Origin of the sequence: Pseudoalteromonas piscicida (genome assembly GCF_000238315.3) — a bacterium.
Taxonomy (GTDB): Bacteria; Pseudomonadota; Gammaproteobacteria; order Enterobacterales; family Alteromonadaceae; genus Pseudoalteromonas; species Pseudoalteromonas piscicida.
In genome coordinates this window covers 3425345-3439909 of record NZ_CP011924.1, presented here as the reverse complement: position 1 = coordinate 3439909, position 14565 = coordinate 3425345, and the positions used below count along the sequence as shown (strand labels likewise).

Genomic DNA, 14565 nt, shown 5'->3' with positions numbered 1-14565 from the left:
TTCGACTTTTCGTCCTTGGGGAAGCGCACTCAGTGCGCTCAATTATTGCCAAAATAACAAAATCAGGAATGGAAAAACCCATGCGAAGCAAAGCTCATCAATCAACAGCATTAACGCTCATGCTGTCACTGGTATACTTCTCTCCAAACGTTCAGGCCAACACTGAAAAAAATAGTAACAACATTGAGCGGATCGATGTTGTGGGCCAGCCCATTAAACGCAACTCAGGCCCTACTGGCCTAGATCTTAGTATCAAGGAAACACCTCAATCGGTTACTGTGCTAAGTCACCAGTACATGGATGACTTTGAACTAGACGATTTGGAAGATGTGCTGGTTCAAACAACGGGTATCTCTCGTTATAAGTTTGGAGCCGGTGATAATACCGAGTTTACTTCTCGCGGCTATTTAATTAATGCACTTGTTAAAGACGGCCTACCGACTTCTATCGCAGGCCCGCAGGAAAGTCGTCTAGATACCATAGTCTATGATCGTGTTGAAGTGCTCAGAGGTGCGGCTGGCTTAATGGCGGGAGCAGGACAACCCTCAGCGACATTGAATGTTATTACCAAACAACCCGATCGCGATGGCTTCGTTGAAGTCGGCGCGGAATTTGGTTCTTGGAATAAAGTTCGCACACACGTTGACGCCACAGGCGCTCTTAGCGATGATAAAGCGCTCGCAGGCCGTATTATTCTCGCGTATGAAGACAAAGATAGTTACGTAGACAAAGAGAACAGCAATAAAATCGTTGCTTACACTCAGCTACATCATTACTTTTCTGAAGATACCGAAGCGTCATTTACCGTACACTATCAAGATAATGAGCTAAAACTATCACCATGGGGACTGCCAATTTTTTATTCTGATGGTTCTTCTGTTGAGGTAGATAAAAAAACCAACCTCTCTTCTCCGGATAGTTACAATGGTAATACCCATCAAAGTTATCACTTCAAGCTTTCTCATCAAATCAACTTAGACTGGGAACTTAACTTTGGTGCACAGTACAGCAAAACAGAAGCTGACATTACTATGACCTATTTTAGTGGCAATCCAGATAAAGAAACCGGACTTGGTTTGCAAGGTGGTGATCGCCGCTGGATTGAAACCGTTGATGGTACCAACTTTATTTTAGGCTTGGTTGGCCGATTTGAGCTGTTTGACCGCGCCCATCAAGTGAATGTAACTTATCTAAACGCTGACTTTGAGTCTACTGATGATCGTTATGAAGAGTTAGATGAAAATGCCAGAACTATCTTCTATCCGCTGCAATCCATCAATAATAACCTTCATCCAGCATCACATTTAACCGCTACGGACAAGCAATTTATTGGTTATTGGGATAAGACAACTAAAGAGCAAAGCTTAGCGATTAGTAGTAAGCTCGTGCTAACCGATGATTTACATGCCATTGCGGGTATCAAGTTTTTCGATTACGAGCGCACCAATGAGCGAGATTTCGCTTGGAGTGGATTCTCTAGCGATAAGGGTGACGAAACAGGGGAAAGCTTATACCTAGGCCTCGTCTATGACATCAATGAACAGGTCAGTACGTATGTGAGCTATACCGATGCGTATGAGCCTCAGCTAGACAAAGTCGACGTCAACTTAAAGCAACTTACTCCTATTACTGCACGCAATGTCGAAGTCGGGTTTAAAGCAAACTTAGTTGATAACCACTTACGCTTAAACATGGCTTACTTTGACAGCTTGAAGGAAGACTTTGGCGTTGTGATTCCAGAATATGCCGATCAGCGACCTGCAAGATATCGTCCGGTAGATGGTGCCGAAGCGGATGGCTTTGAAATCGAACTGGATGCCAACATTACAGAAGATTGGCAGGTCAATATTGGCTACAGTGACTTTGATGTGGTTGATGAAAACGGTGAAGACATCAACTTATACGCACCAAGACAAACGCTTAACGTTAGCACTAAATATACTTATGACGCGTGGAGCTTCGGCTTAAATGCAACATGGGATACAGACCGAAAAGTAGATATTTTAAATGTGCCAGGTGTTGATCTTGGCCTCCCTGCAGGTGGTCGTCGCGGGGCAGTACGCGCAGAGCAAGACAGTCAAACGCTAGTAAATGCTCATATCAAGTACGATCATTCAAAACAGTTAAGCTTTAAATTGAGTGTCAGCAACCTCACGGATGAAACGTTTTACGATACCTATGGATTCGTTCCTAAAAAGTATAGTGAACCTCGTGCATATAACTTAAGCATGAAGTATCGTTTCTAATATAACAGCTATATATTGAAACATAAAAAGGGGCTGCAAAGCCCCTCTTTATGATCAGTGTATTATCACTGTTTTATGATTTGCGTAGAAACGCGTTTTGCCGCAATTTCAGCTTTGCTAAAAGGCAGTGCTACCAGCTTATTTTGCTCACTATAGAATTGTGTTTGGTCATTCGCATTGAGCGAGTTTGGATGCTGTGATTGAGAGTAAGTTAACAAGCCTCTCGCCTTCACCCCTGACTCATCAAAGTCAACAACCATCATCCAACTTGAACCAAAGTGCAACTCATAGCCTCGTTGCGATAACCCACTCCACAGCGGTCTATCGTTGTACGGTGTCATCACTGACGGCGTTGCAACCGGAGCAAATGTCGTTTGATCGAGGCGATTTTGCGTAGCGAACACGTTAAGTCCACCTTCAACATTCATATTTCCCTGCCAAGCAAAGCGCTTCCCGTGCTGTTCAAAAAACTGTATATCACCAAGCGGCGCATCCAGCGCAAAGCCTGCATGGCGAACAATTTCTCCTGCAATGGCTAGTTCTTTAAAAAGCGCTTCATTGATGCGGATATTTCGTGGGGTATTTACTGGATCCTGCGGGTTGAAACTAACCTCGAAGTCTTCTCGGTCATTGACTCTTGCGACAAACTCCCTCACCAAATGTGCAGCCAATGAAGACTGCTCAAAACGCCCGTCCCACTTTTTAAGAGCTTGGCATGTCGGGGCTAATGCAAAAATTTGACCATTGACTGTAACCTCTTTGGTTTGCCAGCTTTGCTCGCACGCTGCAATGACAGTATCAATAATCGGGGAGATTTGTGCGGTATTGGCTAACAGAATTGCGGTGACTTCATCAGCATCAAATTTTTGCTCGTCACCAATTGGATGACTTATTTGCGCCAAAGAATACCTCGTTCTACGACTTTGTAAAACACTGTGCTGACCATAAAGAGGGGAAACTTCAGCGATAGGGGCACTAGCATTTGCAAGCCAATATGAATCATTGGCATTTTGCACATAGTCCTTACGTTCAAGCTTAGGTTTTTCTGCATATGGTACACTTTGCTGATAATAATAAGCGGAATCATCACCGGGAAGCACTGGTACCCTAAACTTTTCAAAATACTGTTTTGCCAACACATTCTCATTCAAATAGCGAAGCGCTGTTGATGATAAATGCGGTACATTGGCAGCATCAATATAAAATGCGTGTCCATCTTTATCTGTATAAATCGCGTTATTGAACATTAAGCCATTATGATCTTTAAAGCTTTGTTGAAATTCCTGCAAAGTTTGCGCTTTATTTATCGCAAGCCAATGATCGATAGCAGAAAAATTATCTAAATTCGTATTTTTTAAAATATACGCGTGCTGCTCTGTCCAATCTAATACACCTGGGATTTCAATCAGCACCCCGCCCTCAGCTTTATATACAGGCTTATGTAAAGATTGCATCTCACCCGACGCACTCAATACCTCGACAACGATGTCCTTTTCCACTATCCGTTTAGATTCACCATCTAGCACATAACCAAGTGGGGTTGTGTTATCCAATGTTAAACGGTAAATCACACTTTGTGTCGATGCTGAGTAAGTATGGCTCCACGCAATATTATGATTGAAGCCAATATTCACTACCGCAGGAAAGCCCAGCAATGATGCTCCCATCACATCTAGTTCGCCAGGGATATTGGCGTGATAGGCCCAAAAACGCATCTGTCCTGTCATAGGAAAATGCGGATTCGCCATTAGTATCCCTTTACCATCATCACTAAAATCAGCACCGATAGCCCAAGCATTTGAGCCTTGTGTCATAAGCTTGTCGCCGTCAGGGACTGCAGCTAACGGCGAGGTTAGTTTCATAGGTTCTGATGCACTGGGCAGCCAAGCATTACCTTGCTCAGGGTGTGCTTGCAAAATTGCGGTAGCAAACTGACCAAGACTCGCACCGCTTCCCGCTGCGGCAATGTTAGCAAGTACATCAACGGCCGTTATGGGCTGTACCCAGCTTTCACCTTGGCAAGTTGGTTCTAACCTAGCCTTACCTTGTTGCACTTCGGTGAGATACAAATTAAAACCAGCAGCAAACCCTTCTGCAGCAGCTTGAGTATCTTTGGATAACGTCGGAAAAGCGAGCTTAGCCTGCCCATAAATATCAGCAATTTTATATAGATAATCAGACATTACATGGCGGTTATCACCAGTTTGATAGTGATCAGCTCCAAAATACTTAGCACGCTCTCCTCGAACTCTTAGATAGCTATCAGCAAGCACACAGCCATGATCTTGCGCTTGAGCATACCCAGTACCAAAAGCTAATGAACGTAAGTTGCTGGCTTTAACATGGGCAATACCAAATTCGGTTCGGGTGATTTTGGCTTTTAGATTCGAAGCGTGTTTTATATTACTTTGTGCTGCCGAATGATCAGCTTGGCAAGCCAATGGGCCAAATAATAGCAAAGGGATGAGCAGTATATTGGAATTCATAATTGTCCTTTTTATTAAGTGCTGTTTAAAAATCAAATCATTCATTGACGAATAGGGTAAGTAAGGCGGACTTAAGTAAGAGGTGAAGCAAATACAAAAAACGGGTGATAGCCACCCGTTTTAATTATTGATTTTCTATCTCTGCGAGCAGCGCTTCTTCAATAAGAAACGCTAGGTTATCGATAGTTGGGTCTTCAAAAAATGCAGCTGGAGCTATCTCAACAGCGAAAGCCTGTTTAGCCTTTGCTATCATTTGTATTGCAATAAGCGAATCACCACCCAGTGTAAAGAAGCTGTCAAAAATACCCACTTCACTATAGCCAAGTGACTCACTCCATAGTGTTGCAAGACGTTGTTCGAGCTCACTTTCTGGCGCTTCAAATTCAACATCCATAACAGGACGAGATTTTCCCTGTTGCACGGTGTTAGTGCTAGGATTGGCAATCACTGCTGTAGAGAGTAACTCTTGCAACTTAGCTTCTCGTTGTGCCCAGCTCATTGCTGCAGCGTAGAGATGTGGCAAGTCGGCAGAGATAGCTTGCATAAATAGCGTAGCACCTTGTTCACGATTGAGCCCTAAGCCACTCGCCACTTGTTGCCCGGCAGCCATACCTATGTTATCCCATCCATCCCAATTGATTGTACATACTGGGAATGGTAAAGATTGATGAGGCAGCGCATCTAGATACGCATTTGCAGCACAATAGTCACCTTGCCCAAAGGCGCCAAGCACAGAGGCGAGCGACGAGCAAAATATCATCTTCGCTAGTTGATGATGTGCGAATGCCTGTAATAGATTATTGGCACCAGATACTTTTGCAGCTAAGGTTTCAGATACTTGCTGCGGGCTTAACTGAGATAACACACCACCTCCGGCTACGCCGGCTGCATGAACAACGTGACTGATATGACCGAGCTGCGCTTCGGCTTGGGCTATGGCACGGGTTAATGCTGCCAAGTCTGTTACATCCCCTTGCAACACCATCAGATCTGGTGCGAGTGCTTTTAACTCGTTCAACTGAGTAAATAATGCCTGCTCTTTTGAGTTTTCGTTATTAACAGCGAGTTCAGGCCATTGTTGCGCAGTGGGTATAACTCGGCGGCTCAACAGCGCGATTTTATGTCCTTGCTGTGCCAGTTTATTCGCGAGAATAAGCGCCACACCTCCTAGCCCCCCTGTAATAAAGGTAACCGGGTTATCAGAGCCCGACACTGTTGTTACCACCTCAGGTACTACTTGCTGTGACAAGCTAAAAGCATTTCTACCACGCACGGCAATCTCTAAGCTGCTTTTCTGTGCTAAGTTTTTCAGTATTGCTGAAACCAAGGTTTTAGTGTTCGTTAATGACTCTACCTCAGCGACTTCAACCACCTGTACAAACAACTCAGGGACTTCATGACACAAGGCTCTAGTTGCACCTAAAATCGTCGCTTTTGATGGTGATACCGCTTCATTGCCTAACACAGAGAAAAGCCCAGTAGCAACTAAACTTACCCCTATTTTATGTTCCGAAGCCCATTGCAATAACGCCAAGTGGCTAGTAAACGCTAGGGTATCTGCCCCAAGTAACCTTAAATCAACGACTCGAACAATATCACCAAATTGCGACATAATGGTCTCAAACGTTTCGATTTGCTGAGTATCTCCGCGATAAACCTGCTCTTGTTGCTGAACAAAAGTATTACCATGCCAAAGCTGTAGTATGGAAACTTGTTCTACATTCAATGCCTCCATTAAGGCTTCACATAATGGGCTATCATCACAAACGACCAGCCATCGCTGACCATTCAAAGGTGCGCTTGGCGCAAGGTTTTGCATCGCCTGTTGCCACACTGGAGCTAATAGCTCAGGCTCAGATATTTGTGCGTCAGTCACAGTATCATGATTGCTATGTGCCGCTTGCCAGAAACTTGTGGTTGCAAATGCATACTCTGGTGCAAGCATCTTTTGCCCATGCGGATATTTCGTAACTTTGTGCCAATCAACACGCTGACCGCACTGCCATAATATAGCAAGGGTTTTCGCAAACGGTGGTACGCTGGACTTTAGGTCTCTTACATGGGCAATTGAGTGTAGGACTAGTACTCTCTCACCGAGATTTTGACTACTCAGTTTTTGTAAGGTATCGCCGGGGCCTGCTTCGATTAATACTTGGCATGTTTGTGCCAGTGTTTGAATTCCTTTAGCAAAATCAACTGGCTGACGGATATGATCAAGCCAATATTGTACTGAGGTTGCTTGGCTATCTGTGATCCATTCCCCGGTGATATTAGAAACAAAAGGAATTTTCGGCGCTTTTAGCTCAATCTTTGCAAACGCCTGTGCAAAAACTGCTAATACAGGTTCAGTTAGATGACTATGGAATGCGTGTGAGACGTGTAAACGGGTACAACTGACTTGCCTCTCTTTTAATTCACCTTGCAGCATTTTAATCGCCGCTTTGGTTCCTGCCACTACCGTATTTTGCGGGCTGTTATAGGCTGCAATATCCAATTCAGCATTGAGGAAAGGTGCAATAGTATTGGCATCTGCCATAACAGAAAGCATCGCGCCTTCTGACATTTGCTGTAACGCTTCCCCCCTTGCAACAACGAGATGAATGGCATCATCTACAGACATTACCTCCGCTAAACAAGCCGCAACATATTCACCAATACTGTGACCTAACATCGCATGGACTTGTACTCCATGCGCTTGATAGCATTTAGCCATAGCATAAGCCACAACAAACAATGCCGGTTGCGTTACCCTAGTTTGATTTAAGAGTTGATTGGCCGCCAATATTTGCTCATCGGAAGGGAAAAATACCGCTTCTAGTTCTGCACGTAATTTACTTGGGAAACGTGCTAGTACGTCATCGAAGTGAGTCTTAAATTCTGTAACATGACGATATAAAGGCTGTGCCATCGTCACATACTGTGAGCCCTGTCCTGAAAACAACAAGCCTATCTGCTCAGCTTTCTTCACTATCTCATCGGCATATTCACGATTTAACAACTCGATTGCCTGCGCTTCATCTTTTGCGACAATAGCCTGATTTGCAGGCAACCTACGCTTTTTATGCTGTAGCTGTGCAGCTATAAGCGTCAATTGCTGTGGGTTCTGCGTTATGGCTTTTGCAAGCTGTTGACGCTGCTTAGCCAAACTGGCTGTATTAGCCGCTGAAATAGGTAAAATGTGCCATGCGTCGGGGGCGCTTGCGACCTTTTCAGTTACAGGTAAATACTCCTCCAAAATAACATGTGCGTTGGTCCCCCCCATTCCCAGCGAGCTGACTGCGGCACGGCGAGGACCATCACAATCCCATGTTTGCGCATGCTTCGGTAAATAAAACGGACTATTTTCGAAATCAATTTTACTATTTTGAGGCGAGCTATGAATGCTCGGCGGGATCTCTTTGTGGCGCAAGGCTTGAATAGCTTTAATTAAACCAGTCACACCGGCCGCTGAATCTAAATGACCAATATTTGCTTTAATTGAGCCAAGAGCACAATATTGCTTTTCAGTGTGCTGATAAACCTGTGACAGTGCTGCTACTTCAATTGGGTCGCCAAGCTTTGTGCCGGTACCATGGCTCTCAATGTAGCCTACGGAGCGCGGCTCCACATCTGCAAACTCCAAAGCGGCACGTATCGCATTAGCCTGTCCCGTGACGCTTGGCGCGGTATAGCCAACCTTGTCTCTGCCATCATTATTAATCGCAGATCCCTTAATCACCGCTAAGATGTGATCGCCATCTTCTATCGCTTCTTCCACACGTTTTAGTACCACAGCAGCAGTGCCACTGCCAATTAAGATGCCATCGGCGTGTTCGCTAAATGCACTCAACTTACCACTGGTTGATAAGCTGCCACCAGCTGGCGCAAGATATCCTTGTTCGTCGAGTAAGTTGAGCCACACACCACCAGCAAGAGCTGCATCACACTCATAGTTTTGCAACGCTCGACAGGCCATGTGTACGGCAACTAAAGAGGTTGAGCAAGCCGTTTGCACCGTTACCGCGGGTCCAGTTAAATCAAGTTCGTAACTAATGCGAGTAGCCAGCGCGTCTTTCTCATTGCCATTGGTGAGTGCTAAGAGGCTAGTGATGTCATTGTCTTGCTGCTGCGGCAATAAATGTTTAAGTAAGTATGCTGGCACACCACAACCGGCAAATACGCCAGTGAACTGGCCATTCGCTGATAAGCCCGCATGCTCCAAAGCGTGCCAACACGTTTGCAGAAATAGGCGCTGTTGAGGATCTAATTGTGTTGCTTCTTTTGGCGTATAGCCAAAAAACTCCGCATCGAACTGAGCTTTGTTTGCAAATGGGATGGACGCGTTGACATAGTCAGGGTGGCTGCGCTGTGCTTCACTTACCCCCGCAGCCGTCAGCTGTTCTTCTGTCAAAGTCTCAATAGCGCAATGACCATTGCGAACGTTTTGCCACAATGCTTCAACGTTATCGGCGTCAGGAAAGCGCCCAGCCATTCCCACCACTGCAATATCTAAAGGATTAAATGTTTGCTCTGTCATTAGTTACATTTCTCTTGATTTACGCTTCTTGGCAGCAAAGGCACTCATAGCTTGCTTTTGTTTTTTATTATTTGACGTCGGCAGTGACGTGCTTTGCGCACTGACAGTTGTCGTCAAATAACTCGCTAAGCTGGCAATACTTGGGTACTGGAATAGATCCGTTAATGATAATGATGGATGATCAGGCTTGAGTTCATCGTATATCGCCATCAGTAACAGGGAGTGACCACCTAAGTCGAAAAAGTTTTGTTCTATAGCAATGGAGTCTCGTTGTAGGTGGCGAGAAAATACTTTGATTAACTGCTGTTCTAACTCACTTGCGTTTGCTTTCGGCGTTTCACTGCTCTGCATCACTTTGATATCCGGCAGTTTATGACGCTCTAATTTGCCACTTTCAGAAAGAGGCAGTTTATCTAACACCAAAATCGCATCAGGGATCATATAATGAGGTAATTGCAGCTGTAACGCTTGTTTCAATTCAACTTCGGTTACACCATCAGCCTCAACATAAGCGACTAAACTTGCTGAGTTTTGCGTATCCCTCAGCCGTACCACCGCGTGTTTAACTGTAGGTAGGTTGCAAAGTTGTGCTTCAACTTCTGATAATTCAACTCTAAATCCTCTTATTTTCACCTGGTGGTCTTGACGACCTATGTATTCCAGCTGTTCTCCCTGCCAACGCACCAAGTCGCCAGTAGCGTACATACGAGCGCCATCTTGGCTAAATGGATCGGCGATAAACTTACATGCTGTCAATCCTCGTTGCTGCCAATAACCTCTCGCTAAAATATCACCACCAACGTACAACTCACCTACTTCACCTTGTGGCACTAACTGCAATGCACTATCTAACACATAAAGCTGTCGCCCTTGGATAGCATTACCAATCGGTACATTGGCAGATGGTTCAAGTGCGGTGCAATCAAATACACTTGCTTCTACAACAATCTCTGTAGGCCCATAGGTATTCAGCAATTTGACATGACCTAACCCTGCAGCTCGCCAATCAGCGACGCCAGTTGTCGACATCGCTTCACCACCGGAATGCACCTGACGAAGATAAGGAAGCGCCAGCGCACCATGATGTTTAGCTTGTTGCGCCCACGAAGCGGCGATCGTACGCCAATAAGCCGCACTTAAATCCATGACGGTAATTCGATGTCGTTGCGCCTGGGTATAAAGCGTTTGCGCATCCCATAATGCATCTTCTCGAAGTACTAAGGTCGCACCCACAGCCCAAGTTGGGAACACTTGCTCCACAAAAGCATCAAAGTTTGCAGTCGCAAATTGCAACACCACATCCTTTGCAGTTAGTGCCATAAAGTCGATTGCTGACGTAATGTATTTTGCCAACGCCCCATGCTCTATCGCTATTCCCTTAGGTGTTCCAGTCGAGCCAGAGGTATAATTTAGATACGCCACAGCAAGATGATTAATATCACCAATATCCTTTATTTCATCCGCCAGTCCTGAGGTGTTGAATAACTCTGCAGGTGTAAAAACATCGCCCTGCCATACCAAGTTAGTTGAAACATCTTCACTAATAAGTTTGCAACAGTTGGCATCTTTTAGCATGAATGCTAATTTGGCGTCAGGGAAATTGGCATCCAATGGTAAATAACCCGCACCAGCAAGCAGACATCCTAGGGTACAGGCCAGCATGTCAGGCGTTCGAGGTAACAGGATCCCCACCACGCTTTCCGCTCCAACGCCCGCAGCGGAAAGTTTCTGTGCAACACTAGATGCGCGTTGCCACAGCCAGCTATAACTATAATCTTCATTGCGATAAATAATGGCAGTTGCTTCAGCGCTTACATTCGCATGCTGCGCGATTTGCGAAAGCCAGTCGATTTTTTCTTCAGTGCTCGCTTTGCCCTTCCCAAGCGCTAATAATGCGTCTTCTTGTGTCACCATCACTAACTCTGCAATCGCTTCGTTAGGGTGTCGAACTGCCTGCTGTAGCAGGGTGAGCCAGCTTTGCATAAAGTTTTGCATCTGCGCTTTTGAGAACAGACTACCGTTATACTGCAGCTCTAAATCAAGATGGCCTTCATTAAACAATCTAGAATCTAAGCTAAAGTCAAACTGTACTTCTTGATTGAGCGCTTCCACAGTACTTGCTTGCACAGATGCACTTTCACGCCAAGGGTTTGCTTGGTACTCAACATGGTTAAACATGAATTGGAATAACGGATTGTGCCCAAGCTTGCGATCTGGGTTTAACAGCTCGACTAGTTTTTCGAAAGGGTAATCTTGATACTGTTGCGCCTCTAGCGCGCGCTGTTTTACCTGAGCTATCACGTCCCCGAACGTCATGGCAGGGTTAATATCTACAGTAAGCACTTGCGTATTAACAAAAAAGCCTAACATTTCTTGAGTCGAGGCACTGCGTCTATTTGCAACCGGAACGCCAACTCGTGGCTTTGACTTACCATATAAACGATAAAACGTGACCTGCAAAGATGCTAACAACAACATGTACAAACTTGCACTTTGCTGATGTGAAAAGGCTTGGAGTTGCTGAACTTGGCGATAATCTAATTGCTCACATAACAATCTAGACTGTAACCCTTGCTGCGTATTTTCACGCTGCGTAGTGATAAGTTCCTCATCCCCATCACCTGATAACTGTGCTAGCCAGTAAGTCTGTTGCTGCTTTGCATCCGCACTCTCGAGCCAATCTTGCTGCCATTGAGCAAAGTCACCGTACTGCAGTAAACTCTGCTCAACATTTACTTCAGTACCTTTTTCAAGCGCATGATATATATCAGCTATTTGCTTTATCAACAGCTCGAAGGACCATGCATCCCCCACAATGTGATGCATCGCTACCAATAAAGTAAACTGTCGCGGCGCAACCTCCACCAGTGCAACCCTGAAACAGTCTCCCTCCATAAGGGCAAAGGGAGTTTGATACCATTTAGCAATCCAACTGGATTGGTGCTCCTGAGATAAATGTGACATATCTTCAACACACCAGTTTAATGGACGAGATGACGCAGTCTGTCGCCATTGCCCACTTCCACTTTTCATAAATTGCTGTCTCAAGATTGGGTGGCGGGCAAACACCACATGGCAAGCCTGCTCTACATGCTCAATTGACACTGAGCCTAATAAAGTGGTTTTTGCCCCAATATGATAGGCGTTGCTTTCAGGCTGCAGTTGCCATAAAAACAGTTGCCTTTGCTGTTGGGCGCTCAAAGGATGATCTATTTGATGCGTTGGGAGTAACTGAAGCCTGTTCGTGTTTTGCGCCTTACTGTGTTTAACAAGCTCGCAAAAATCACCAAATTCAGGGGCATTAAATAAACAAGTCGTCTCCAGCTGACAATCAAACTGTGTTTGAACCAACGCAATTAAACGTACCGCTTTTAGTGAATTCCCGCCTAAAGAAAAAAAGTTAGCTCGGTTATTTGTCACTGGATAGTTGAGTACCTGCTGCCACGACTTAGCGATCGCTTGTTCAAAATCAGACCATGCCTCTACCGTACATTCTACTTGCCCAAGATTGCGCAACGCTTCGCTATCAAAAGCACCGTATGGCACCAACTGTGCTCTTTGATATAGTTTAAGACAGGCACTACGCTGCAATTTTCCGCTAGATGTTTTCGGCAAGGTGCCCTGATCAAGCAGTAGTACGAGTTCGGGACTGTGGCCGAATTGCGTGCTGATAAAATTTCTTACTACTTCAGCAGTGAGCTCCGCCGCAACAGTGTTTCGATAGCTGTTCGTGGTCTCGATAGCAAGACCAATCCCTTCTCCAGTTTCCGCGCTTGGAACAGGAAATGCTGACACTCGACCTTTACGCACAAAGCTCAATTCAGCTTCAATCACTCTTTCGATATCTTGGGGATAAACATTGTGGCCATTCATGATGATCAAATCTTTTTCTCTTCCTGAGATAAAGAGTTGACCATCAAAGATGTAGCCTACATCACCTGTTCTTAACCAACGCTTGCCATCTCGCTCGATAAAGGTGGCCCGTGTCGCTTCTTCGTTTTGCCAATATCCTACTGCGATACTGGGACCTGCAGTCCATATTTCTCCAATCAAACCATCTGCAAGTTGCTGATGGGTTTGTGGATCGCTAATACGTAAGAAATGCTCACTGGCGACGACACCGCAGCCGACTTGATGGCGGTAATGTTCTGTATTTCTCCAGTCCTGACTTGGAACCGACTTTGCAATACCTGCGGCTAATTTAGCGCTATCAAATGCCGTCACATACGCGCCTTGATTGGCGTGACTGCCAGTCACCATCAATGTTCCTTCAGCGAGGCCGTAGCATGGGTAAATAGCCTGCTTGTTTAAACCACAAGCGGAGAAGCGCTCAGCAAAGTCAATGAGTGTATCGTGTCTGATAGGTTCAGCCCCAGAGTATGCAACTCGCCAATGACTCAGATCGAGCTCTTCTAGCACTTTTTCCTTTACTCTCTCCAAACACAATCGAAATGAAAAGTCAGGGCCTCCAGAGATAGTCCCCTTGTACTGACTTAGTAGTTGCAACCACCTTACAGGCCTTTCCATAAAGTAACGAGGAGAAGTCAATACCAGAGGAAACCCCATAAATAAAGGTTGTAGTAAGCCTCCAATTAACCCCATATCATGAAATAGCGGCAACCAGCTAACCATAACATCGCTGCTCGTCGTCTCCATCCGCTCGCTAATCGCTCGCTCATTCGCAATTAGGTTCTCATGACTAACCATCACCCCTTTAGGTGTTGCTGTTGAACCTGATGTGTACTGCAAAAATGCAATGTCATTTGGCGCTGTATTGGCACGTTGAGCTGGTATATTTATCTCCTGCAACTCATCAACACTTAACATGGACGCACCAGAAGTTTGTTCGGTCAGAGCTTGCACCGTCTCACTGAAACGGGCAGTGGTAAGAATTAAAGTCGCACTGGCGTCTTTGGCGATCCCTATGGTTCTCGCGAGATGTTGTGGCTTCGTCGATTCAGGAGGAAAGCTAGGAATAGCAGTGATCCCACAATACTGACAGGCTAAAAAGCTGGCAACGTACTCAATACCAGTTTCCATCAAAATCAGGGCTCTATCCCCTGGTTTTGCATACTGTTGAAAATGACTGGCAACAAGCATCACTTTTTCAAGTAGCGTTTGATAAGTCCACTGCGTAGTCAATTTGCGTTCAACACAGACCAGCGCAAGTTGATTCGGCTGGGTTTCAGCATGATGTATAAGATGGTCAGTTATTGTAATGGCGGACATAGTTTACTCCGTAAATCACCGACGTTTGAATGGTATCCAGCCACGTTCTAACGCCTGCTAACGAAAAATCGGATAAATAGGCCGATCT

General features: G+C 45.3%; 4 protein-coding genes. 1 reads left to right on the top strand and 3 read right to left on the bottom strand.

The features are described from left to right. Positions 1 to 80: 80 nt before the first annotated feature. A complete protein-coding gene (locus tag PPIS_RS15745) occupies positions 81 to 2246 on the top strand; it encodes a TonB-dependent siderophore receptor (protein ID WP_010374397.1) in 2166 nt (721 codons plus the stop codon). A gap of 65 nt (positions 2247 to 2311) precedes the next feature. On the opposite strand, the gene PPIS_RS15740 is transcribed toward PPIS_RS15745, so the two are convergent. The 3 genes from PPIS_RS15740 to PPIS_RS15730 all read right to left on the bottom strand — a co-directional run bounded on the left by PPIS_RS15740 (position 2312) and on the right by PPIS_RS15730 (position 14477). Continuing rightward, positions 2312 to 4732 (bottom strand): penicillin acylase family protein, encoded by a 2421-nt coding sequence (locus PPIS_RS15740; RefSeq protein ID WP_010374395.1) that lies wholly within the window; start codon positions 4730 to 4732, stop codon positions 2312 to 2314. Positions 4733 to 4856: 124 nt separating this feature from the next. Next, complete coding sequence (locus PPIS_RS15735) at positions 4857 to 9248, bottom strand: type I polyketide synthase (protein ID WP_010374393.1); 4392 nt, start codon at positions 9246 to 9248, stop codon at positions 4857 to 4859. Positions 9249 to 9251: 3 nt separating this feature from the next. Beyond that, complete coding sequence (locus PPIS_RS15730; RefSeq protein WP_010374391.1) at positions 9252 to 14477, bottom strand: non-ribosomal peptide synthetase; 5226 nt, start codon at positions 14475 to 14477, stop codon at positions 9252 to 9254. Positions 14478 to 14565 lie beyond the last annotated feature (88 nt).

Bases quoted from the DNA above. Each gene is read 5' to 3' on its own strand.
- PPIS_RS15745 (WP_010374397.1), top strand. From the start codon at position 81: ATGCGAAGCAAAGCTCATCAATCAACAGCATTAACGCTCATGCTGTCA.
- PPIS_RS15735 (WP_010374393.1), bottom strand. From the start codon at position 9,248: ATGACAGAGCAAACATTTAATCCTTTAGATATTGCAGTGGTGGGAATG.
- PPIS_RS15730 (WP_010374391.1), bottom strand. From the start codon at position 14,477: ATGTCCGCCATTACAATAACTGACCATCTTATACATCATGCTGAAACC.
- PPIS_RS15740 (WP_010374395.1), bottom strand. From the start codon at position 4,732: ATGAATTCCAATATACTGCTCATCCCTTTGCTATTATTTGGCCCATTG.